The sequence below is a fragment of the Aeromonas sp. 5HA1 genome (assembly GCF_029237245.1).
In the GTDB taxonomy this organism is placed as follows: domain Bacteria; phylum Pseudomonadota; class Gammaproteobacteria; order Enterobacterales; family Aeromonadaceae; genus Aeromonas; species Aeromonas salmonicida.
Genome location: NZ_JAACFW010000001.1, coordinates 460,277 through 482,383, shown reverse-complemented (window position 1 = coordinate 482,383; position 22,107 = coordinate 460,277). Strand labels below are relative to the sequence as shown.

General features: G+C 60.4%; 16 protein-coding genes and 9 tRNA genes. 14 read left to right on the top strand and 11 right to left on the bottom strand.

Annotated features, from left to right (window positions below; genetic code table 11):
• Positions 1-25: 25 nt before the first annotated feature.
• A complete protein-coding gene (locus GWQ27_RS02180) occupies positions 26-3,586 on the bottom strand; it encodes an ATP-binding cassette domain-containing protein (protein WP_275906562.1) in 3,561 nt (1,186 codons plus the stop codon).
• A 99-nt stretch (positions 3,587-3,685) separates the two neighbouring features.
• On the bottom strand, positions 3,686-4,963 hold the full coding sequence (locus GWQ27_RS02175; protein ID WP_275906561.1) for an alpha/beta hydrolase: 1,278 nt from the start codon (positions 4,961-4,963) through the stop codon (positions 3,686-3,688).
• A 532-nt stretch (positions 4,964-5,495) separates the two neighbouring features.
• On the opposite strand from GWQ27_RS02175, the gene betI reads away from it, so the two are divergent.
• From betI to GWQ27_RS02155, 4 genes are all read left to right on the top strand, one after another.
• Entirely contained in the window at positions 5,496-6,083 is a 588-nt protein-coding gene (gene betI, locus GWQ27_RS02170) for a transcriptional regulator BetI (RefSeq protein ID WP_159167092.1), read from the top strand.
• A 4-nt stretch (positions 6,084-6,087) separates the two neighbouring features.
• Positions 6,088-7,551: a betaine-aldehyde dehydrogenase gene (betB, locus tag GWQ27_RS02165; RefSeq protein WP_219591213.1), complete on the top strand. Its 1,464-nt coding sequence runs from the start codon at positions 6,088-6,090 to the stop codon at positions 7,549-7,551.
• A gap of 9 nt (positions 7,552-7,560) precedes the next feature.
• Positions 7,561-9,240: a choline dehydrogenase gene (gene betA / locus GWQ27_RS02160; RefSeq protein ID WP_275906560.1), complete on the top strand. Its 1,680-nt coding sequence runs from the start codon at positions 7,561-7,563 to the stop codon at positions 9,238-9,240.
• Between the two features lie 243 nt (positions 9,241-9,483).
• A complete protein-coding gene (locus tag GWQ27_RS02155) occupies positions 9,484-10,701 on the top strand; it encodes a BCCT family transporter (RefSeq protein ID WP_275906559.1) in 1,218 nt (405 codons plus the stop codon).
• A 453-nt stretch (positions 10,702-11,154) separates the two neighbouring features.
• On the opposite strand, the gene GWQ27_RS02150 is transcribed toward GWQ27_RS02155, so the two are convergent.
• The 3 genes from GWQ27_RS02150 to GWQ27_RS02140 form a co-directional block, all read right to left on the bottom strand.
• Positions 11,155-11,230: transfer RNA gene (locus GWQ27_RS02150), tRNA-Asn, on the bottom strand.
• 5 nt (positions 11,231-11,235) lie between these two features.
• Positions 11,236-11,311, bottom strand: a tRNA-Phe gene (locus tag GWQ27_RS02145).
• Positions 11,312-11,503: 192 nt separating this feature from the next.
• Entirely contained in the window at positions 11,504-13,780 is a 2,277-nt protein-coding gene (locus GWQ27_RS02140; protein WP_275906558.1) for an immune inhibitor A domain-containing protein, read from the bottom strand.
• Positions 13,781-14,200: 420 nt separating this feature from the next.
• Between GWQ27_RS02140 and rraB the strand changes: the two genes are divergently transcribed.
• A complete protein-coding gene (gene rraB / locus GWQ27_RS02135; RefSeq protein ID WP_275906557.1) occupies positions 14,201-14,548 on the top strand; it encodes a ribonuclease E inhibitor RraB in 348 nt (115 codons plus the stop codon).
• 74 nt (positions 14,549-14,622) lie between these two features.
• Here the strand turns inward: rraB and GWQ27_RS02130 are convergent, their stop codons facing one another.
• A complete protein-coding gene (locus tag GWQ27_RS02130; protein WP_099994210.1) occupies positions 14,623-16,596 on the bottom strand; it encodes an EAL domain-containing protein in 1,974 nt (657 codons plus the stop codon).
• Between the two features lie 171 nt (positions 16,597-16,767).
• Between GWQ27_RS02130 and GWQ27_RS02125 the strand changes: the two genes are divergently transcribed.
• Entirely contained in the window at positions 16,768-17,262 is a 495-nt protein-coding gene (locus GWQ27_RS02125) for a hypothetical protein (protein WP_005317941.1), read from the top strand.
• Positions 17,263-17,493: 231 nt separating this feature from the next.
• Here the strand turns inward: GWQ27_RS02125 and GWQ27_RS02120 are convergent, their stop codons facing one another.
• The 5 genes from GWQ27_RS02120 to rsgA are packed head-to-tail and all read right to left on the bottom strand — an operon-like array spanning position 17,494 to position 20,360.
• Positions 17,494-17,892: a hypothetical protein gene (locus tag GWQ27_RS02120; protein ID WP_059168175.1), complete on the bottom strand. Its 399-nt coding sequence runs from the start codon at positions 17,890-17,892 to the stop codon at positions 17,494-17,496.
• Positions 17,893-17,894: 2 nt separating this feature from the next.
• Positions 17,895-18,158: a DUF2960 domain-containing protein gene (locus GWQ27_RS02115; RefSeq protein WP_005317932.1), complete on the bottom strand. Its 264-nt coding sequence runs from the start codon at positions 18,156-18,158 to the stop codon at positions 17,895-17,897.
• Positions 18,148-18,417, bottom strand: a complete 270-nt coding sequence (locus GWQ27_RS02110) for a VF530 family protein (protein ID WP_005317929.1) — start codon at positions 18,415-18,417, stop codon at positions 18,148-18,150. Before GWQ27_RS02110 ends, GWQ27_RS02115 begins: the two co-directional genes overlap by 11 nt.
• Positions 18,414-19,286: an archaetidylserine decarboxylase gene (gene asd / locus GWQ27_RS02105; RefSeq protein ID WP_021140743.1), complete on the bottom strand. Its 873-nt coding sequence runs from the start codon at positions 19,284-19,286 to the stop codon at positions 18,414-18,416. Before asd ends, GWQ27_RS02110 begins: the two co-directional genes overlap by 4 nt.
• A gap of 39 nt (positions 19,287-19,325) precedes the next feature.
• The gene (rsgA, locus tag GWQ27_RS02100) at positions 19,326-20,360 is read right to left on the bottom strand and encodes a small ribosomal subunit biogenesis GTPase RsgA (protein WP_275906556.1); all 1,035 of its coding nucleotides are present in this window, start codon (positions 20,358-20,360) and stop codon (positions 19,326-19,328) included.
• A gap of 91 nt (positions 20,361-20,451) precedes the next feature.
• On the opposite strand from rsgA, the gene orn reads away from it, so the two are divergent.
• The 8 genes from orn to GWQ27_RS02060 all read left to right on the top strand — a co-directional run bounded on the left by orn (position 20,452) and on the right by GWQ27_RS02060 (position 21,911).
• The gene (orn, locus tag GWQ27_RS02095) at positions 20,452-20,997 is read left to right on the top strand and encodes an oligoribonuclease (RefSeq protein ID WP_005317921.1); all 546 of its coding nucleotides are present in this window, start codon (positions 20,452-20,454) and stop codon (positions 20,995-20,997) included.
• Positions 20,998-21,186: 189 nt separating this feature from the next.
• Positions 21,187-21,262: transfer RNA gene (locus GWQ27_RS02090), tRNA-Gly, on the top strand.
• A 36-nt stretch (positions 21,263-21,298) separates the two neighbouring features.
• A tRNA-Gly gene (locus tag GWQ27_RS02085) sits at positions 21,299-21,374 on the top strand.
• 35 nt (positions 21,375-21,409) lie between these two features.
• Positions 21,410-21,485, top strand: a tRNA-Gly gene (locus tag GWQ27_RS02080).
• A 36-nt stretch (positions 21,486-21,521) separates the two neighbouring features.
• Positions 21,522-21,597: transfer RNA gene (locus GWQ27_RS02075), tRNA-Gly, on the top strand.
• 35 nt (positions 21,598-21,632) lie between these two features.
• Positions 21,633-21,708 (top strand) — tRNA-Gly (locus GWQ27_RS02070).
• A 26-nt stretch (positions 21,709-21,734) separates the two neighbouring features.
• Positions 21,735-21,810, top strand: a tRNA-Gly gene (locus tag GWQ27_RS02065).
• 25 nt (positions 21,811-21,835) lie between these two features.
• Positions 21,836-21,911: transfer RNA gene (locus GWQ27_RS02060), tRNA-Gly, on the top strand.
• The last annotated feature ends 196 nt before the right edge of the window (positions 21,912-22,107 follow it).

Genomic DNA, 22,107 nt, shown 5'->3' with positions numbered 1-22,107 from the left:
CGGGCAGCCCTTGTTGTTTCTCGTGTCAGTTGATCTCGGCCACCTGGCGGTTGACCTGACCGACAAACAGCTGATGGAAGCGGGAGTGGGAGTTGGCCAGCAGGCTGACTGGTGAGCCCTGTTCCACCACGGTTCCCGCTTCCATTACCACCACCTTGTCCACCGACAGCAGCGGCTCCAGATGGTGGGCGATGACCAGATAAGTGGCCTCCGGCCGATAGCGATAGAGCAGCTCCGCCATCTTGCGCATGCCGCCGTGATCGAGATCCGAGGTGGCCTCGTCCAGCACTATGAGCGGGCGACGTGACAGCAGTATGCGGGCGATCACCAGCAGTTGGGTCTCGCCGGCCGAGAGTTGCAGCTTGTCGAGGTCCTCGTCCAGCCGGCCAGCGCAGCGCTCGGCCAGACCGACCCGTGCCAGTGCCAACTCCAGCGCCTCGTCATCCTGCTCGGTGAGCGGCGCCAGGTTGGCGCGCAAGGATCCGAAGAAGGTGAGGGGCGTCTGGGAGACGGTGTCGTAGAGATCCCGTACCGCCTCCGGTGCAAGCCGGGACAGAGGCTGATCGCCGTAGTAAATCTCTCCCTGTGAGGCCGGATACATGGCTTGCAGCACACCGAGCAGCGAGCTCTTGCCCGCACCGGTACGACCGCAGACCCCCACCTTCTCGCCGGGGGCCAACTCGAAGTTCACCTTGTGCAGGGCCCACTGGCTCGCCTCCGGATAGCGCAATCCCAGGTTGTCGAAGCGCACCCCGGGATGGGACGTGGCAAGGGCTTCCCCATGCTGGCGCTCGCTCTCGATTTCGCTGTATTCGCGCACCCGCTCCACCGCATTCATCACCTGCTCCACTTCGGCGAAGGTGCGAATGAGGGAGTTGAGCATGGCCGAGGCGGTAAAGGCGTAGGTGATGGCGACGGCCCCCAGCAGCGAGCTGTTGCCAAAGGCCACCATCAGCGCCACGGCGCCTACCAGCACGGCGGAGAGCAGAGTCTGGTGCATGCCGAGCCAGCGGTTGATGGAGGTGGTGGTGTACCAGCTGCGCAGGTTGTTGTCATAGTGCAGTAGCACCTGATCCAGCGCGAAGCGCTCGGCTCCGGCCAGACGCAGGGCGGGGGCACCGCGAATGGTCTCGCTGATGCTGATGTAGAGCGGCGAGCGCAGCACGGATGCCTGCCGCCGCAGCTTGAGCTGCACCGCCCGGTAGCGCCGTTGCAGCACATAGAGCGCCCAGCCCACCAGGGGGGCGATGAGCAGCAGCAGCGGCATGTTGACGCCTATCACCACCACCTGCAGCAGCACTGAGATGAGCATGCCGAACAGCCCCATCAGCATGGACAGCAGTATCTCCTGCGCCTCCCCCAGATCCCGATCGAAGCGGTTGAGGATGCGCCCCTGCGGCACCTTGTCGAAGAAGGCCATGGGGGCGCGGCTGATGCGACTCAGCATGCCGTCGAACAGGGTCCAGGCCAGCTTGAGCCCCAGCTTGTAGTTGATGACCCGCACCACCATGATACAGACCAGCGATCCAGCCCCCAGCAGCACATAGATGCCGAGCAGTGAACTCACCTCTGTGAGCCCGGCCTTGCCGCCGAGCCAGAGATCCGAGGCGATGCGCAGCCCCTCCTGCCCCAGGGTGAGCAGCAGGGCGATCAGGATGGCGCCAGGGGCGGCGAGACGCTGCCACATGAAGCCAAACAGCCCCCAATCCACCTTGCCTTCCACCACCTTCTCTTCGCTGAACTGTTCAGCCTCCTGCGGTGCCACCATGGGGGCGGGAAGCGGGTGCTGGATGAGATCCGCCAGCTGGCGGGCATCGAGCTCAACCAGTCGGCCCTGCTCTATGCGGATCACCCGATCGCAGTGGGCCAGCACGTCCGGGTCGTGGCTCACCAACAGTCGGGTCGGGCCCGGTTTGAAGGCGAGCCCTTGCTCCAGCACCTGGGCCGAGACGATGGGGTCCAGTGCCGAGAGAGGGTTGTCCAGCAGCAGAATATCGGCCTGGGCATAGAGGGCGCGGGCCAGAGCGACTCGCTGCTGCTGACCGCCGGAGAGGCGGGTACCCAGCTCCCCCACCAGGGTCTGATCGCCGTGGCTGAGCAGGTTGAGGTCGGCGCCGAGGGCGCAAGCCCCCAGTACCCAGCGATAGCGTTCACCGTGCCAGGGCTGACCGAACAGTATGTTGTTGCGAATGGTGGCGTTCATCAACCAGGGCTTGTGGCCCAGGTGGGCGACCCGGCCGTGACGGCGGATCTCCCCCTCGAAGCTGTCATCGAAGCCGGCGATGAGGTGCAGCAGGCAGCTCTTGCCCGCGCCGGTGGGGCCCGTGATCCCCACCAGTTCCCCCGGCTGTATGATGAGGCTGGCCCCTTGCAGTACCGGTTTTTGCTGGTGCAAGGCAGTGACCGCATCGACCCGCAGGCTGCCGACGGGCAGGCTGGCATCGGTGAGATCCCTGTGCTGCTCCGGGCTGTTGAGGAACTCGCACAGCCGGTTGAAGCCGGTGTTGAAGTTGATCAGGGTGCGGATGAGATAGGGCAGCCGCATCATGGGGATCCGCAGCACGGCGAACAGGGCTATGGTGGTGAACACCTGGGGCAGGGTCAGGCTCTGGCCCGATACCAGATAGGTGGTGAAGGTGGCCAGGGTCACCAGCAGTGGCGTGCTCAGCATCAGGCTGTCGTTGATGGCATCGAGCTTGAGCACCCGACCGAGTACCCCCAGCTCCTGCTGGCGCTTGGCGTTGGCAGCCCGGGTGAAGAAGGCGCCTAGCCCGTTCTGGCGCACCAGCCGCAGCTTCTTGATGTATTCCGCCAGTATGCCGTTGCGTTCGTCCTGCTGGCGCTTGAGCTGTTGCTCCTGCTGGTTCATCCGCCGCACCACCCGGGTGGAGATGAGCAGCAGCAGGGTGAGCACCGCAAAACCCACCAGGCCCGCGCTGCCCACTTGCCATACCAGCAGGGCTATGGTGCCGAGCAGTTGCAGTGCCATGGTGAGCGGCATGGCGGGGTCGGCCAGGATCCAGGTTATGTCCCACACATCCCGGTTGATGAGGTTCTGCACCCGACCGCCGGCCCTGTCGTCGAAGCTCTTTCCCCCCAGCTTCATCACCTTGGCCAGCAGGGCTTCGGCCAGTAGGCGGCGAATGGGGACGTGCATCTTGAGCGCCAGCTGCAACGAGTGCTCCGCCAGCATGCCGGCGGCGAGCACAGAGGCAAACAGGGCGAAAGCCAGCAGCAGTTTTTGCTCCGTGGGGGCGCCCGCACCGAGCTGGGTCATGCTGTGGTTGAGCAGCCAGGGGCTGGCCAGGGTCGCCAGCATGCCGAGCAGCTGCAACAGGGTGAGCAGGCCAATTCGCCCCTTGTAATGGCGCCAGATAAAGGCGGTGATGGGCCAGGGGCGTACCGGCCGGGTGGCGGTGAGCTGAAGGAAGGCATCGGCCCTGCCATCCCGTCTGTCTTCCGGCAGCAGGGGATAGAGATCGTCGAGGCCGACCTGGGGTTCGGTCAGCCCCTTGCGTTGCAGCGGGCCCGTCCAGTGATAGAAGAGGCGGCTCAGCCAGCCGGCCGAGATTTCCGGGTGATCCAATGGGTGTCCTTATTATTGTGCTGCTTCCAAAGGGTGGGGCGACTCATGGGTCGCCCTCGATATTATGTGTATCGCGACGGGCTCGTCGCCCGGCCGGGATCAGCGCTCCCGGTTCAGCCGGATGAGGCGGTCCAGTATCAGCTCGCCATCGACCCGCAGGCCGTTGTGTTCATATTCATTGGTGATCCAGGCGCGGCTGTTGCCGAGGCCCTTGAGGGTCTCGCGGCTGTAGTCGAACTCCACATACATGTCTTCGGCATAGACGGCGCAGGCAACGGGCACAGTGTTGCGGGCCAGCTGCGCCGGATCATAGAGGTGGCCCCAATCGGCCTTTTTGGCCAGCAGGTGGGCCGCTTCCTTGAGTGGTATCAGCTCACGGAACTGCTCGAACATCCAGGGGAAGATCATCTCGCCGGTGAAGGCGAAATCTTTGCCGGGTGCCCAGGCCAGGGCCGGATATTCGGCTCTGACCCGCTCGGCCGCCCAGTTGCTGGCGACCCCTTCGGCGTAGATGGACTCATGCAGTATGGCGAACACAGGGTTGGTGTTGAACGGCTGCATGGCTTGCAGCTGATAGAGGAAGGCGGGGTTGAGCCGCTCGCCGATGAAGGCATCTTCCAGCAGGTAGTAGAGCTCCTCGAAGGCACCGCTGGCGCCGAGATCCAGCCCCTGCTGCTGCAACTGCTCCACCGTCAGGCGCTGGCCGTTGGGCAGGCGCACCTCGTGGCTGTGCAGGTGGTTTGCCAGCCGGTTGGCGATGCCCTGGGCATGGGGGAAACGGGCGAAGAAGGCGCGGTTCTTGTCCGCGACCCGCTGATAGGTGGCGCGATAGACCTCATCTGCACTGCGACCTATGGGGGCCACGCCGCCTGTGAGGTAGACCTCGTGCAGACTGCCCGGGAACAGGGAGAGATAGGTAAGGCTGCAAAAGCCACCGAAGCTCTGGCCAAGCAGGCTCCAGGGGCGAGCAGGACTCAGGATGGCGCGAACATATTCCGCATCCCGCACTATGCTGTCGGCGCGAAACAGGCTGAGGTAGTCGGCCTGCTCCTGGGCGCTGCGCTGGGCCAGCGCATCGGCACTGATGGGGGTTGAGTGGCCGGTGCCACGCTGATCGAGCAGCAATACCCGAAACTCCTGCAGGGCCCGCTTGAGCCAGCCGCTATTGGCGGTCGGACGCGGGGCACCAAAACCGGGCCCCCCTTGCAGGAACAGCAGCCAGGGCAGCTCCTCGTGCAGCTTGTCCTGGCGGCAGAGGGTGCGACCAAACAGGATGAGCGTCTCCTCATCGTCCGGCTGCTGGTGATCAAGGGGCACGGTGAAGAAGTGTGGCTCGCAATGGATGCCGTCCAGCACGTAACGCAAGGGGCTGCTCATCTGACGTTCTCCCTGAACGAGGTGATTTTTTGGTGGGAGCCATATCATAACCATGGCCCCCGGCCCGGTCACGCCGGTTTTTGAAAGGGGTGGCAAGACGGGTAATTTCCCTCATGTTGCTCGCGATCCTGTGCCCGCAGTCAGCCCCCCGTCTTCTTGCTCATGAAATCTTCATCCTCTATGCCTATCGTTCCCCTTCTATCAAGGTGACATTCGGTGTCGGCATAGACAAAAAACCACCGCCACACCCTGTTTTTGTGACCTCCAGATGACCGTTTTCATGGTTGGGGGTGGGCAACTGATTGAAATGGATTTGGTTGTTTTTTGCTCTGTTCGGTAACCTTTTAGAAACAAATTGATTTAATATCTAAATTAAATTCACGCTTTTGATTATTGTTTATCTATTTGTTTTTTAATGGTTTTTTTGTTGATCTCTGCATTTTGTTTTTTGTTTCACTGATTTTTGTGTAGTTGATCATTTCTGCTCTAATCTTTATGGTTATTGCTGGTTGAACAATCAATTAACAAAAACATGCCCATAGTCGGAGTCTCTGAAAAGCGTCGTCAGCAACTGATCCAGGCCACCATCTCTTCGGTGGACGAGTTCGGTTTGCAACACACCACCATCCATCGCATCAGCACCCTGGCCGGCATGTCTTCCGGCATCATCAGCCACTATTTTGGTGGCAAACAGGGACTGATTGAAGCGGCCATGCGAGACCTGCAAGCCGCGCTTGGTCAGGCGCTGCGGGAGCGGCTCGTACCCGGTATGTCGCCACAAGCACGACTGATGGCGGTAGTGGAGGCCAATTTCACCCCTTTGCAGTGTTCCCGGGCCGTGGCGCGCACCTGGCTTGCTTTCTGGTCTCAGGCCAGCCATGAACCGGGCCTGGCCCGCCTTCAGCGGATCAATCAGCGGCGATTGCTGAGCAATCTGGCCTGCTCCTTCGGCTTGTGCCTGACCCGGCAAGAGGCACTGGCTGCCGCACAACAGAGCGCCGCCATGATAGATGGCTTCTGGCTACGCAGTGCTTTGAGCCCCAGCCCTGAACCCGATTTCAGCCGCGCCGAGCGGCTTTGCAAACTCTTTATCCAGCAACGACTGACCCCAGCGGAGTGAATTCATGTCTTTGAAGCGTTATCAGAATTTTGTCGACGGCCGTTATCTGGCCAATACCTCGGGCGAGTACTTCGAGGTGATCAATCCGGCTAGCGGGGCCGTCATCTACGAGGTCGAGGTGGCCGATGAGGCAGTGCAAACTGCGGCCATTGCGAGTGCCCAGAAGGGTTTTGCGCTCTGGTCGGCCATGAGTGGGGTCGAGCGTGGCCGGATCCTGTTGCGGGCCGTGGCTCTGTTGCGTGAGCGTAACGATATCCTTGCCGCCATCGAGGTAGCCGACACCGGCAAGCCCTGGCAGGAAGCCTCTGTGGTGGACGTGGTGACTGGCGCCGACAGCATAGAGTTCTTCGCCGGCCTGGCCGCTGCCATCGAGGGCAATCAGCAGCAGCTGGGGGCTGATTTTTACTACAGCCGCCGCGAACCCCTCGGCGTCTGTGCCGGGATCGGCGCCTGGAACTACCCGCTGCAAATTGCCTGCTGGAAGGCGGCCCCCGCGCTGGCCTGCGGCAACAGCATGATCTTCAAACCCTCGGAAGAGACGCCCCTCGGTGCCCTCAAGCTGGCGGAGATTTTCATCGAGGCGGGCATGCCCGCCGGCGTCTTCAATGTGGTGCAAGGGGATGGCCGGGTCGGTGCCTGGCTGAGTCAGGCGCCCGAGGTGGCCAAGATCTCCTTCACCGGCGAGGTGGGCACCGGCAAGAAGGTGATGCGCGCTGCTGCTGAGACCCTCAAGGGGGTGACCATGGAGCTGGGGGGCAAGTCCCCCCTCATCATCTTCGACGATGCGGATCTGGAAGAGGCGGTCAGCGCCGCCATGGTGGCGAACTTCTATACCCAGGGCGAGGTGTGCACCAATGGCACCCGCGTCTATGTGCAACAGGGGATCTACCCCGCCTTCATGGCGCGGCTGCTGGCCCGAACCCGGGACAATATCCGGATCGGCGACCCCATGGATCCCGCCACCAACTTCGGTGCCCTCATCTCTCGTGAGCATCAGCGCAAGGTGCTCGACTATATCCGCATCGGCCAGGAAGAGGGGGCCACCCTGCGCTGTGGCGGGGAGGCGCTGCGGCCAGCCATGGCACCGGATGGCTTCTTCGTCGCCCCCACCATCTTCAGCGAATGCCGGGACGAGATGCGGATCTGCCGGGAAGAGATCTTTGGTCCCGTTATGTCCGTGCTCAGTTTCGAGCAGGAAGAGGAGGTGGTACGGCGAGCCAATGACACTGCACTGGGGCTGGCGGCCGGGGTCTTCACCCGGGACATTCGTCGCGCCCATCGGGTGGTGCACCAGTTGCAGGCCGGGATCTGCTGGATCAACAGCTATGGCGCCTCCCCGGCCGAGATGCCGGTGGGCGGCTTCAAGCAGTCTGGCATAGGGCGGGAGAACGGCCTGGCGACTCTGCAGCACTACACCCAGCTCAAGTCAGTCTATGTTGGCATGCAAGCGATCCAGAGCCCGTTTTAAGGAGGCACCATGACGCAATTCGATTACATCATAGTGGGGGCGGGCAGCGCTGGCTGCGTGCTGGCCAACCGCCTGAGCGAGAATGGTCAGCACAGGGTGCTGCTGCTGGAGACGGGGGGCAGCGACAAGAGCATCTTCATCCAGATGCCGACCGCTCTCTCCATCCCCATGAACACCAAAAAGTATGCCTGGCAGTTCGAGACCGAGCCCGAGCCCCATCTGGACGGGCGGCGCATGCACTGCCCACGGGGCAAGGTGCTGGGAGGATCCTCCTCCATCAATGGCATGGTCTATGTGCGCGGCCACGCCGGAGACTTTGACGAGTGGCAGCAGGCGGGGGCGCAGGGCTGGGACTATATCCATTGCCTGCCCTACTTCAAGCGGGCCGAGCAGTGGGCCTTCGGTGGGGATGAGTATCGCGGCGCTGAGGGACCCCTTGGGGTCAACAACGGCAACCAGATGCAAAACCCCCTCTATCAGGCTTTCGTCGATGCCGGTGTGGAAGCTGGCTACGACGGGACGGCGGATTACAACGGCCGCCAGCAGGAGGGGTTCGGCCCCATGCACATGACGGTCAGGCAGGGGGTTCGCAGCTCCAGTGCCAATGCCTATCTCAGACCCGCCATGGAGCGGGCCAACCTCACAGTGCTGACCGGTGCTCTGGTCCACAAGGTGTTGCTCGAGGGCAAACACGCGGTCGGGGTGCGCTTCGAACGCAAGGGCAAGACGGAGGAGGTGAGGGCCGGCAAGGAGGTGATCCTGAGTGCAGGCCCTATCGGCTCACCTCATCTGCTGCAACTCTCCGGCATCGGCGATCCCGATACCCTGAGGGCGGCAGGGATAGGGGTACTGCACCCTCTGCCAGGGGTGGGCGAAAACCTGCAGGACCATCTGGAGTTCTATTTCCAGTTTCGCTGTCAGCAACCCATCACCCTCAATGGCAAACTGGGTCTGTGGGACAAATTCCTCATCGGCAGCCGCTGGTTGCTGCGCAAGGATGGTCTGGGGGCGACCAATCACTTCGAGTCTTGTGGCTTCATCCGCTCCAAGGCGGGGGTGCCCTGGCCGGATCTGCAATACCATTTCCTGCCTGCCGCCATGCGTTATGACGGCAAGGAGGCGTTTGCGGGCCATGGCTTCCAGGTTCACATAGGCCACAACAAGCCCCGCAGTCGCGGCCATGTGAAGGTGCGCTCGGCCGATCCCCGTCAGGCCCCCGCCATCCGCTTCAACTATCTCTCCCATCCGGATGATGTCGAAGGATTTCGCGCCTGCGTGCGACTGACCCGGGAGATCATCGGTCAACCGGCCCTGGATGCCTATCGGGGAGAGGAGATACAGCCAGGGGGGTCGGTACAAAGCGATGAGCAGATAGATGCCTTCGTGCGCAGTGCCGTGGAGAGCGCCTACCACCCCTCCTGCTCCTGCAAGATGGGGACGGACTCCCTGGCGGTGGTGGATCCCGAGACCCGGGTTCATGGCCTGCAGGGGCTGCGGGTGGTGGATTCTTCCATCTTCCCGACCATTCCCAATGGCAACCTCAATGCCCCCACCCTGATGGTGGCCGAGCGCGCCGCCGACCTGATCCTGGGCAAGGTGCCACTGACGGCGCACCCGGTCGAGGTGGGGCTGGCCGACCACTGGCAGGAGAAGCAGCGTCCGCGGGAGCCAGTGCGTTCCCTGGCTTGAGCCCGTTGGTTGAATAAAAAGAGATGCCACTACCCGGATGGCAGTTCGTCAGACCTTAGCTATCGCCCGATCGCACTTGATACCGGCGATAGCTAAGCCCTGATCCCGTGTCCATTTCCCCTCGCCACTGCGGGGTTGGGGGAGTCATGTCCGCAGGAAGCCGAACTGCCTCTTGAACATCACAATGCAATGACAAGGAGCACTTATGTTTAGTCACGAAAGGGATATCACAGGAGGTCAGTCATGACAGTCTGGCTCAGTGCAGGAATACTGTTTACCTTTGCCGCCATCGCCTTTGTGCTCTATCGCTGGGGCAATATTCGTTGTATCGGTACCACGCCGGTGCGCACCTTTACCTTCGTCGCCATCCTGTTCACCTCCGGGTTGGATGTGGGGCTCATCATGTTCCCGCTCACCGAGTTTGCCGGTTATGCCGATCTGCAGGCGAGCCCGGAATATGGCTTCACCAATCCGCTTGCCATTGAATTCGGTTACTGGGGATTTCTTATCTGGGGTTTCTACTTTCTGACCTGTTTCTATTTCTGCGTGATAGAACCCAGAGTGAAGTTCTTTGAGCTGGCGCCGGTGAAGTTCCTCAACAACATGGTGATCATTGGCACCTGTGCCTTCACCGCCTATCTGCTGCTGAGCAACCTGCCCTGGTATCTGCCCCAGATCGGGGATGGCGAGAGCCTGGTGGCGAGTTTTTACCTGATAGTGCTGCTGGTGATTGCGCTCTCCATCTATTCGAGCACCAGCCTGAAGTTCGTCAGGATCCTGAGCCTGGGCACGACGACCTGCTTCATCGCCCTGATCGCCCTGATGTGGGGCGCCGCCTTTCTCACGCCGGCGGGATCTCTCGCTGATTTTGCCGCGACGCTGGCGCTGGTGGGAGGATACTTTGGTCACATGGAGCGCTTCGTGTTGCCCCTCAATGATTACCACGCCTTTTATCTCTATTGGTGGTTCTCCTGGAGCATCATGATCGGTCAGTTCACCGCCCGCTTCGTCGGCGGCCTGCGCACCTGGCAACTGCTGGGGGCCATGCTGGTGTTCCCCTCCCTGGCTATCGCCGTCTGGTTCGCCGTGCTCTACTACTACCACGAGCAGGGACTCTCGACCGCCGGCTTCTTCAACTGGGCCATGGTCGCCGTGGGGATCACCATGGTGATCAACTCCCTCGACTCCCTGATCCGCCTCTATACCGACAACCTGGGGTTGACGACCCAGCGGCTCGGCCAGTGGCGTTACTTCGGACTCAACTTGCTGATGCTGGCCGGCTTGACCCTGCTGTTCAAACTCGACTTCCTGCAGATCCAGTGGGTCGGTGCTCTGGTGATCGGCCTCTTCTTCGCCTGTTTCGGCTACATCATCAGGTACAAGCTGAAGGCGGTGAGCAGCATAGAGGGCGCGCCAAAGGAGAATCGCCTCGACTACGGCAAGATAGAGCTGGCCGGATAAGAGGGGGAGCCAGGGGTGCAGAGTCGGTGTGCTTCAAGGCTGGATCCGCCGGTTAAACAGAGCCGAGACCTTGCTGCCTGTCACCTCCTTGTGAGCCAGGCATACGATCGCCCGCACATCCGCGCGTCAGCATGCTCATGAAACGGGACAGGAAGGGTCTCTTTGATGAATTTATTATCGAGGCAAAGGTTGACGATAAAGGGAGGCTGACACAAAGATGGCTCGCCTGCCGATGTGCGCAGGGATCAGTGCTGGAACAGGGTGAGGTGGACTTGGTGAAGCCATCGTGGATACGACGTCGGAAAAAAGAGAAAGGGGTGAACCCGGAAGGCGTGCTGCAAACAGGGCTCTTGCTGTTTAGCGCCGCCTGTGGGGCTACCCTGCTATTGGCAGCCTGCAACGGCAGCTGAAAGGCATAAAAAAAGCCCGCTCTATGAGCGGGCTCTTCAAATTTGGCTCCTCCTGCTGGACTTGAACCAGCGACATACGGATTAACAGTCCGCCGTTCTACCGACTGAACTAAGGAGGAATTATTGGTGCCCAGAGACGGAATCGAACCGCCGACACGGGGATTTTCAATCCCCTGCTCTACCGACTGAGCTATCTGGGCAACGGCGCGCATTAAACCCTTTATACGCAGATGTGTCAACCACAGGGGGCAGATTGAGGTACCGTTCGCTCGATAACCGAGCAATTTCCCCTCCTGTCAGCGGTTTTTACCCTCAATTCTGCCTTGTTGTGCTGTTTTTTCGTTGTGGGCAATGAAAAAGGGGGCTTGAGCCCCCTGGGTGCATTGGATGACTCAGTGACGGCTGACGATGATCCGCCCCGTGCTCATGTCGCGGGCCTGACCCGTGACGCTGATCTTGAGACCATGCTCGGGCAGCAGGCGACCCGCATCCGGGATCTCCTTGCTCTGGTAGCTGCGGGAATCCTTGAACACCCGGTTCGGGGTGACCCAGAAATCGCGCAGCAGGGAGCCGCTCGGGTGCTTGAGGTTGAGCGGTTGCTGGAAGCCCAGGCTGAAGGTGGCATCGTGGATCTGGTAGCGGGTGCCGGCGACGGCGCCGTCACTCCACTTCAGAGTGCGTTGGTCTGCATCAACGACGCCGAGGAAGCCCTCACCCGGGTGGACGCCTACCCAGTTGTTGTCCTGGCTGTTGTCCACGTACCAGAGCAACATGCCCGGCTCGTAGCGCATCAGCTGGTCAGACACATTGATGTGGGCCAGCCCCTTGTCGACCCCCGCATGGTTGCGCCACTCGGCCAGATAGTAGTGATCCTTGGCCTCGTTGCCGTTGCTCTTCACAAACCCGGCCAGGGTGAAAGCTGAGTTGCCTTCGGCCCCGTCGCTCACCAGCGTATCCCCGTCGGCCAGGATCAGGATCTCGTCCACGAACAGGCCGTTCTCGGCCACGCCGCCATCGCTCAGGTATTGCAGGGTGAGGGTTATCTTCTGACCGGCCCAGGGGCTCAAGTCAAATTCGGCATCGGTCCAGCCATTGGAGTTGCCCGTGATGCCGACGCCAAAGCCGATCCCGTTCGGATCGTCGCTGGTGGTCAGGTTGCCGGGGATGGGCTGGCCATTGACCAGCACCCGCCCATAGTCAAACCCCTCTTCAATCTGGTACCAGGCCTTGAACGCCAGACTGGCGCTCTGCTTGCCGGTCAAGTCCAGGGTGAGGTTCATGCGGTTGTCGAGGTTGTTGGCCTTGCCACCGTGGTATTCGTATTGGCCGGCATAAGGCGGATTGAGCGGGATCTGCTTGGCGGGCAGATTGATGCGTACCACGTCGTCGTTGCGGCCCTTGTCGTTGGCTTGATCCAGCATGTAGACGTTGCCGCGGGGGCTGAGGTCGGCGAGCTGCACATTGCTGCCGTGCAACCAGTTGCCGCCGAGGGAGGCCTGCAGGAACTCCTTGGCCCAGGCGGAGAAACCGGTCGGCTCTGTGCCGCCTATCACGCCGGCCCAGGAGCCGGATGACATGATGGACCAGGTGGCCACAGGTTCACCCTTGCCTGTGTACTTGGTGTCGTACTCGTCCGGCAGTCCCAGATCGTGGCCATATTCATGGGCACAGACCCCGGCCGCCGCATCGATGGGCTGGATGGTGTAGTCGTAGGCGGCAAACTGGCCGCCGAAGTTGCCGTTCGGGCTGCTGGTGCCGGGGATGGGGAAGGGGGCACCCAGGTTCCAGCGATGGGCCCAGATGGCATCCTCGCCAAGATCGCCACCACCGGCCTCTTCCCCCACGCTGGAGTGGAAGATCATCAGGTGGTCGATGAGACCGTCCGGCTCGTTCCGGTTGCCGTTGCCGTTGAGATCGTAACGATCCTCCTGGTCAAACTGGGCCAGATCGATGGAGGGGTCATTGGCAACCTGGATCAACGCCTCCTTCACCAGGTCCCGAATGGTGTTGGGGGTGGCATTGGCGCCGTAGTAGGCGGCATTCTTGTCGGCGGTATACCAGCCAGCCACCTGCCCGCGCACGCTGTAGCTCTTGCCGGATTGCTGCTCGTAGAACTGGCGCATGGAGATGAAGGTTTCACCGTTCGGGCCCTTGTAGCCCTTGCTGGAAAACAGCAGGTCGTTGTAGTGCTCAGGTGTGTAGTCCGGGTAGTACATCTTGGTGAGATCCGGGGTGACGCTGTTCTTCGGGTAGTCAGGAAAGTCCACCAGGATGGCGAGGATCTTGTCCTTGCGCATCTTGCCGTTGTAGTGCTCCTTTTCGATGGACTTGAGCAGCAGGGTGGGTACCCGGTCGCCAGGACGGGCCGTGCCGTTCAGGCGGATCTTCTTGAGGATGGTCTCCCGCATCTTGCCCTCTTTCACCGCCAGGGTGCCGCTGTGGCCCTGGTAGGCTCGCGACTTTTCGCGATAAAAACGGGCGAGGGCGGCCTGCTCCATCTCGGGGGAGGCCAGGGTGGGGATGCGGCCGCTTTTCTTCAGCATATCCAGCACCTTCACCTCGTCGGCCAGGGGGGCATCGAACGGGCCATGTACCGGGGTGGCCATGGCGTGGTTTCCAATCATAAGGGTTGAGCCGATGATCAGGCTCATTATTGTTTTTTTAGGCATTCTATGTGCTCCTTCACATGATAAAAGGGAGCCTTTCTGGCTCCTCTTTCCGTACGGGCCCTGTTGCGCCCGCGTCCCTTGATACACCCCTTGAGTGACCCTTGTCACTGAGTGAGAACTGGTGGATAGTGCTGATTTCACTGTGCTTTTCGATGGGGTTGTGCGTATCGTCAATCCAGATGTGAAGTTCCGTATGGGACATTTCACGAGAAGCGGCAGATTACACTTTATTAACCTTTTATGATGGCACCCCATTTGGGGTGGCCCCGGGCGAGCCGCTATCTTGGCTTGCGCATTGAGCCGGATGCACTCTGCGGGTATGCTTTGCCGCAACTATGCCGCGCTGGGTGAATGTGAGCCGAAGCAGGCACCCGATTGCCGACGGCATGTGACACTAACAAAGTAGTAGCTGGGGTTAATATGAGTCTTTATATGCAAGAGTGGCGTGCAGAGACCACCGCCATCGTCAACGAGTTGCTGGCTGATGGCAGCAACCCGGATCTGGAATATGACATTGAGCACCACTTCGCCTGTCAGGATTTCGATCAGCTGGAGAAAGCGGCCGTCGACCTGTTCAAGGCCGGTTTTGAAGTGACTGACGCGGAAGAGATGGAGCTGGATGACGGCGCCCCCATCTTCTGTTTCGATGCCACCATAGAGCGCAAGCTGGACATAGAGACCATAGTGGCTGACATCGAGAAAATGTTGCCGATCCTCAAAAAGTACGGCGTGGATTACGACGGCTGGGGCACTTACTTCCAGGAGTAAGGACAACCGCGGGTGTCGGCGCTATGCCGGACAACAAAAAGGCCACTTTCGAGTGGCCTTTGTTTTGTCTGCGGTCAGCTGCCGGGCAACTGATAGTTGCGGGCAAACTCGTCGGGTGGCAGCGGGCGGCTGAACAGGTAGCCTTGCAGCCGATCGCAACCGGCTTGTACCAGCCAGGCTTGCTGCTCGGGGGTTTCAACCCCTTCGGCTGTGATCCTGATCCCAAGCTCGTGGCCCAAGCCGATGACGGAGCGCACTATGGCGGTGGTGGCCTGGTTGGTGGCCAGCCCCTGGGTGAAGCTGCGGTCCAGCTTGAGGGTAGCCACCTGCAGCCTGGGCAGGTAGGCGAGCGAGCAGTAACCTGTGCCGAAGTCATCGATGGCGAGCTGGAACCCCGCCTCAATCAGATTGGCGAGGTTGCTCTCAATCTCGTCGGCGTTCTCCATCAGCACCCCTTCGGTGATCTCCAGCTCCAGTTGCCAGGGGGCGAGCCCGTGACGCTCTATGCAGGCGAAGATCTGCGGGCAGAGGTCGGGGTCACGAAATTGCAGCGGTGACAGATTGATTGAGAGCACCAGATCCGGCGCCGCACCCTGCCAGCGAGCCAGTTGGGCACAGCCTTGTTCCAGCATGCGCTGACCGAGCTGGCCGATGAGCCCCAGCTCCTCTGCCAGCGGGATGAATTCATCTGGCGAGATCATGCCGAGTTCGGGGTGGGGCCAGCGGCAGAGCAGTTCAGCCCCGTGCAACTGGTTGTTGCGGGTGCTGATGATGGGCTGATAGACGGCGGTGAGCTGCCCCGACTTGATGGCCAGCGGCAGCTGGGCCGCGATCAGCTGACGGCGTTTGAGTTTGGCGTCTAGCTCGGGATCGAACAGGGTACAGTGCTGCTGCTGACGCTTGCCCTGGGCCAGCGCGGCCTCGGCATGGCTCAATAGCCGTTCGGCATCGTTGGCCCTGCCGTGGGCGATGCCGAGGAACACAGGGATCTGGATCCTGTGTTCTTCGATCTGGTAGGGCACCATCAGCTCGTTTTGCAGGCGGCGACTCCAGTCCGCCAGCGGTTCGCTCAGCTCGGGCAGCAGCATGGCGAAGTCGTCGGCGGCGACCCGGCACACCAGTGACTGGGGCGGCGCCAGCTGTTGCAGACGACGAGCTACCTGGCTCAGCAGGCGATCGGCTACCCGGATGCCGAAGCGGTCATTGATCTCGCGAAAGTGTTGCAGGTCGACCAGCAGCAGGCTGGCCTTGCGGGCCCCGAGGTGGCGACTGGTCTGCAGAAAATGGGAGAGTTTGAGCAGGCCGGTCAGGCTGTCGTAGTGCTGCTCCTGCTGCAACTGGGCCTGGGTGGTCCGCAGTCCGGTGATGTCACGGCTCAAGGTCAGGATGCCGAGGGAGTTGCCCTCGTCGTCCGGCACATCGACCCGGGTTATCTCCAGGTGGCGGCCCTGACCGTTGGCATCCACCAGGCAGTATTCGCCCCGTCCCATGGGCAGCTCGGTTGAGAGTCTGTGTGCGACACGCTGGCCGAGCGCCTCGCTCGCCGCCATGCCCATGAAGTCGAGAAAGGCCTGGTTGCAGTCGATGAGCAGTCCCTGATGGTCTTCCAGCCGGATGGGATCCGGGATGGCGTCCAGCAGCCGGCGCTGCAGCAGTTGCTGCTGGCGAAAGGTCTGCTCCAGCTCCTTGCGCTGGCCAATCTCGTTGACCATGCCAAACAGCGCCACCGGCTTGCCCTGCTCGTCATAGAGGGGGATCTTGTGGATCTCCATCCAACGGGTGCTGTCGCCACTGTTGCAGTGCAGCTGCTGATAGAGCAGAGGATTGCCCTCTGCCAGCAGGCGATCATCCTCTTCCCGAAAGATGTTGCCCCATGGCATCTCTATGTCCGTCTTGCCGATGAGCTCTTCTGTTTGCTGCAGACCGGCCTGTTCCACAAACGTGCGGTTGGCAAACAGGTAGCGCCCGTCCGTATCCCGACAGAAGATATTCATGGGCAACTGATCGATGATCTGCTGTAACAGCGTCAGGGTGAGCAAGGAATTCACGCAGGCACTCACGGGGGGAATTTCGAGCAAATCTATGATAGCAGACGGGTTTTGTAAAGCTTGGGTTAACGAGGATGCATTTCTGCCGATCTCTGCTGACAGTCTGTGTCGTCAACGCCATAATAGCCGCCGGTTGGCCGATGGCCGAATAATATGGATGAGAGAAGCAGCATGAAAAAGATATTGGGGATCGCCCTGGCCCTGCTGATGGCCGGGTGTGCCAGCGACAACAATGGTGGTGAGCAGTACCGCTATAACCCGCCGGTTGCCAAGGCGACCAACAACACCCAGGAGATGCAGATCCCGGTGGATCTGGTGTGGGCGCGCGCCGAGAAGTGGTTTGCCGATCATGGTCTCAACATCGAGAACAGCCAGCGTGGATCGGGTCTGATGACGGCCAACGTCGAAAATTCCGCCGATGGTCTGGAGTGGCTGGATTGCGGCACCATGGGCTCCAAAGTGGCGCTGGGCAACCCCAATCTGCAGATCAATCTGATCATCACCCAGAGCGGCAACAACAGCGTGGCGACCGTCAACGTCAAGGGCAATACCCAGCTCTACTTCGTTGAGTCGTCCGGTGAGCGTGTCGCAGCTCCTTCCATCACGCCTGTCTGTGTCTCCCAGGGGCGCCTGGAACAGAGTCTGTTTGCCACTCTGGGCAACTGATCCGCCTCTGTCAGCCGCCTGCTTGTCTGGTGGCCAGCATCACCCCCCCCTTGCTTGCAGCGGGGTGTTTGTTTTTGGGTGGCCAGCGTGCCCTGAATAGAGGGTATATGCCGCCGTCAGCGCATTTCAGGTTCTGACACCCGGGTGCCCCTGTGTTGCCGCCAGACATAAAGAAAAACGCCCCCGGCAGGGGCCGGGGGCGTTCGGAGCGTCAGCACGACTGGCTGGCGACTAGAGGGCGCTGTCGCCGTGAAAGAGAGCCTGCTCGCCGGATTTGAGCACATAGCCTTTCCAGGGGAAGAGCTGGTAGGCACCTCCCTGCCAGGACCAGTTGCCCTCATCCCCTTGTCGGGTCAGCAAGGTCTGCTCACCGTTTGGCAGGGTCAATTCGGCCTTGCTCTGGTCGGTATTGAACAGCACGAAGGCGCTTCCGGTCTCATTCGCATCGAGCGATTGCAGCCGCACCGCCTGTTCGAACAGACGCACGCACTGGTTGGTCAACGCGGACCATTGATAACCGGCGCTGGCACGACAGCCGTGGATATCCTGATCATTGCCGACCATATGCTGGGTCGGGGTACTGCAAGCCGCCAGCAGCAGGGAGGCGGCCATCAGAGTCAGAGTGCGCATGCTTACTCCTGCTTGTCTTCGAGATTGTCCCGTTCGATGACGATGTTGGAGAAACCCAGCTCCTTGAAGTAGTTCTCCTGGTAATCCTTCACGCTCTTCTTGTCGCGGCGGCAGACTTGGGCCAGCTGGGCCTCCATGGCGTGGAAGCTGGAGAGATCCAGCCCTTCGGCGGCGGCAATGGCATCGTAGATGCTGCGAAACTTGTCGTTCGCATAGCCGAGCTCTTTGGTCTGCTTTTTGTAGGTGTAGGTAATCTTAAACGCCATCTGGCCCTTCCTTCTTCAATTTGGCTTGCTTGCGTTGGACATAGAGATAGAGGCTTTCGACCTTCTCCCGTGCCCAGGGGGTCTTGCGCAAGAACTTCAAGCTGGACTTGATACTGGGGTCGTCGGTGAAGCAGCGGATGTTTATCTGCTGTCCGAGCTCTGCCCAGCCATAGTGCTCGACCAGGGCGGTGACGATCGCCTCCAGGGTCAGCCCGTGCAGCGGGTTTTTTGCTTGCGAGGAGCCTGGCTGGTCACTCATGCGTCGGCCGCCAGCTTGGCAAAGGGTTGCCCCATGCGAGTGGTGACGCCATTGGCCAGATGGGGCTCAAAACCGGCAAGCATGCCAGGGCCAAACAGGCAGACCACTGTGCTACCGAGCTTGAACAGGCCCATCTCGGCCCCTTTTTGCAGTGTGATGGCTTCATCACCGCTGTAATCCCAACGCACCACTTCTTTCTGCCTGGTCGGCGCTATATTGCCGGCCCAGATGGTTTCGATACTGGCGACGATAGTGGCGCCGACCAGCACCAGCGCCATGGGGCCATGGGGGGTGCGGAAGGTGGCGACCACACGTTCGTTGCGAGCGAACAGGTTGGGCACATTCTCGGCGGTGAGCGGGTTGACGGAGAAGAGATCCCCCGGCACGAACACCATGCTTTCCAGCACGCCGTCCAGCGGCATATGGATGCGGTGGTAATCCTTGGGCGCCAGATAGATGGTGGCAAAGTCCCCATCCTTGAATGGTGCCACCAGATCCTCGAAGCCACCCAGCAGCTCGCGGGCGCTGTAGTCGTGGCCCTTGGCCTGGATGATGCGACCCTGATGGATGGGGCCGAGCTGGCTGACGGTGCCGTCCACCGGCAGGGCCAGGGTCATGGCATCCTCGACCAGCGGACGGATCCCCGGCTTGAGCTCGCGGGTGAAGAAGGCGTTGAAGCTCGCGTAGTGGGCCGGATCTTCGTGCAGCGCTTCGCTCATGTCGACGCCGTACTGCTTGATAAAGGCCTCTATCACCCTGGTGGTGAGGTTGCCCGCTTCTGCGGCAGCCAGCTTGCCCACCAGACGGGAGAGGGCGTGCTTGGGCAAACAGTATTGACCGGCAATTTTCAGGTTGTCAGTGATGCTCATGATCTTGATCTGGTCTTTATGGAAAGAGGGTTGAATAGGTCACGTCCGGGCTTGTTGCCGACCGTGGCGGGCTTCCTGCATGGTTTCCAGGATGCGGTGATAGTTGTGGAAGCGATCGGCACTGATGTCGCCACGGTCGACCGCCGCACGCAGGGCGCAGCCTGGGTCGTCCTTGTGGGTGCAGTCGCGGAATCGGCAACCACCCAGGTAGTCACGAAACTCGATGAAGCACCAGGTGATGCGATCGGCTTCCAGATGCCAGAGTGCGAACTCGCGGATCCCGGGGGAGTCGATGAGATCGCCGCCGCTCGGGAAGTGATAGAGTCGCGCTGTGGTAGTGGTGTGCGTACCTAGCCCCGAGTTTTCGGAGATCTCGCCGGTCAGCACATCCAGCCCCGGCATCAGGGCGTTGGTGAGCGACGATTTGCCCACCCCGGACTGGCCGACGAAGATGCTGATCTTGCCTTCGAACTGGGCCTTGAGCTCATCGAGGCCTTCGCCGCTCTCACAGCTCATCAGGATCACCTGGTAGCCCAGCTTGCGATAGGGGTCGAGTTGTCGTTCGACACGGATGCGGGCAGGCTCATCGAGCATGTCGACTTTGTTCAGCACTATGAGTGGCTGTATCTCCACATCCTCGGCGGCGACCAGATAGCGGTCGACAATGTTGGTGGAGAACTCGGGCATCACCGCCGAGACGATGATGATCTGGTCGATGTTGGCGGCGATGGGTTTGACCCCGTCGTAGAAATCCGGCCGGGTCAACACTGAGTGGCGCGGATGTACCGCCTCAATGACCCCTGCGGTCGCGGTATTGAGGCCGGGCCGCCAGACCACCTTGTCGCCGCACACCAGGCTGCTGATGCTGCTGCGACGCAGGTTGCTGCGGTGGATGGTGCCGTCAGTCGCTTCTACGTCAGCATGCTGACCGAAACGGCTGATCACCACTCCTTCAATGGCCGGGCCAAACAGGGTGTCATCCACGACAGTGGTGTGATCTTTTTGCAACCGCCGCTCGCGGTTGGCCTGGACGCGCCTTTGTTGACCCAGATTGAGTTTTGCTTTCTTTGCCACTCGATTCGCCAGTTTATGAACAGATTCAAAGCCAGTATGATACATGCAAATTGGCAAAATTCCGCCATTCCTCCCAATAGAGAGAATAATCATGACAGTCAGCGCGCAGAACCTGGTATGGATCGACATGGAGATGACGGGTCTGGACCCCGAAGAGAACGTGGTACTGGAGATCGCCACCATAGTCACCGACAAGGATCTGAACGTGTTGGCAGAAGGGCCTGTCATCGCCATCCACCAAAGCGATGAAGAGCTGGCCAAGATGGACGACTGGAACGTCAACACCCATACCAGGAGCGGACTGGTAGCCCGGGTCAAGGAGAGTCAGTACGACGAAACCAGGGCCGTGGCCGAGACCCTCGATTTCATTCGCCAGTGGGTACCTGAGCGCACCAGCCCGCTGTGCGGCAACAGCATAGGTCAGGATCGCCGCTTCATGGTCAAGCACATGAGCGAGCTGGAAGCCTTCTTCCATTACCGCAACGTTGACGTCAGCACCATCAAGGAGCTGGTACGTCGCTGGCAGCCCGAGCTGCTGGATCAGTTCACCAAGAGTGGCTCCCACATGGCGCTGGACGATATTCGTGAATCCATCGCCGAGCTGCGCTTCTATCGTAGTCACGTCTTCAAGATCTGATTGCCTGGCAGGGGGTTGCCATCGATTGGTTGCTAAAATCGACAGTTCGGCCAGCTTTTGAGCGAACACGCGCAACCAGACGAAAAAGCCCTTGCAATTGGAAAGACTGCTCTTATAATTCGGCTCCCGTGCAGTAGCGCAAGCAACCAAATGCTGCACGATTTGTTTTGATGCCATTTTATGGTGTGTGCGGGAATAGCTCAGTTGGTAGAGCACGACCTTGCCAAGGTCGGGGTCGCGAGTTCGAGTCTCGTTTCCCGCTCCAAATTGTGATGATGAAACTGGTTCAATCCAGCCCGATGCGGGAATAGCTCAGTTGGTAGAGCACGACCTTGCCAAGGTCGGGGTCGCGAGTTCGAGTCTCGTTTCCCGCTCCAATCATCTTCACAGACCAGATAATGACAACGCTGTTGCGGGAATAGCTCAGTTGGTAGAGCACGACCTTGCCAAGGTCGGGGTCGCGAGTTCGAGTCTCGTTTCCCGCTCCAAAATGTGATGATGAAACTGGTTCAATCCAGCCCGATGCGGGAATAGCTCAGTTGGTAGAGCACGACCTTGCCAAGGTCGGGGTCGCGAGTTCGAGTCTCGTTTCCCGCTCCAATCATCTTCACCAGCGCAAAACGACCATTTATGTTGCGGGAATAGCTCAGTTGGTAGAGCACGACCTTGCCAAGGTCGGGGTCGCGAGTTCGAGTCTCGTTTCCCGCTCCAATACATTTGCAATGTGACATCCTGTTGCGGGAATAGCTCAGTTGGTAGAGCACGACCTTGCCAAGGTCGGGGTCGCGAGTTCGAGTCTCGTTTCCCGCTCCAACACATTTGCAAGTGACATCCTGTTGCGGGAATAGCTCAGTTGGTAGAGCACGACCTTGCCAAGGTCGGGGTCGCGAGTTCGAGTCTCGTTTCCCGCTCCAATTTCTCTTCAAATACCCTCTCTGTACGTCATCGAGTACTGAACCAATCGCAGTCGGTAGAGCATTATCCATGCTTGCCAAGGCTGGGGTCAGGAGTTCGAGTCTCGTTTCCCGCTCCAATTTCTCTTCGTAGTACCAGTATTCCTTTTAATCCTCCCAAAATGACCTCCGTATCGCGCTGCGATGCGTTTGTGTT

Bases quoted from the DNA above. Each gene is read 5' to 3' on its own strand.
- GWQ27_RS02120 (WP_059168175.1), bottom strand. From the start codon at position 17,892: ATGCGCACTCTGACTCTGATGGCCGCCTCCCTGCTGCTGGCGGCTTGC.
- GWQ27_RS02155 (WP_275906559.1), top strand. From the start codon at position 9,484: ATGACAGTCTGGCTCAGTGCAGGAATACTGTTTACCTTTGCCGCCATC.
- rraB (WP_275906557.1), top strand. From the start codon at position 14,201: ATGAGTCTTTATATGCAAGAGTGGCGTGCAGAGACCACCGCCATCGTC.
- GWQ27_RS02125 (WP_005317941.1), top strand. From the start codon at position 16,768: ATGAAAAAGATATTGGGGATCGCCCTGGCCCTGCTGATGGCCGGGTGT.
- orn (WP_005317921.1), top strand. From the start codon at position 20,452: ATGACAGTCAGCGCGCAGAACCTGGTATGGATCGACATGGAGATGACG.
- betI (WP_159167092.1), top strand. From the start codon at position 5,496: ATGCCCATAGTCGGAGTCTCTGAAAAGCGTCGTCAGCAACTGATCCAG.
- betB (WP_219591213.1), top strand. From the start codon at position 6,088: ATGTCTTTGAAGCGTTATCAGAATTTTGTCGACGGCCGTTATCTGGCC.
- asd (WP_021140743.1), bottom strand. From the start codon at position 19,286: ATGAGCATCACTGACAACCTGAAAATTGCCGGTCAATACTGTTTGCCC.
- GWQ27_RS02115 (WP_005317932.1), bottom strand. From the start codon at position 18,158: ATGGCGTTTAAGATTACCTACACCTACAAAAAGCAGACCAAAGAGCTC.
- GWQ27_RS02110 (WP_005317929.1), bottom strand. From the start codon at position 18,417: ATGAGTGACCAGCCAGGCTCCTCGCAAGCAAAAAACCCGCTGCACGGG.
- GWQ27_RS02175 (WP_275906561.1), bottom strand. From the start codon at position 4,963: ATGAGCAGCCCCTTGCGTTACGTGCTGGACGGCATCCATTGCGAGCCA.
- GWQ27_RS02140 (WP_275906558.1), bottom strand. From the start codon at position 13,780: ATGCCTAAAAAAACAATAATGAGCCTGATCATCGGCTCAACCCTTATG.
- betA (WP_275906560.1), top strand. From the start codon at position 7,561: ATGACGCAATTCGATTACATCATAGTGGGGGCGGGCAGCGCTGGCTGC.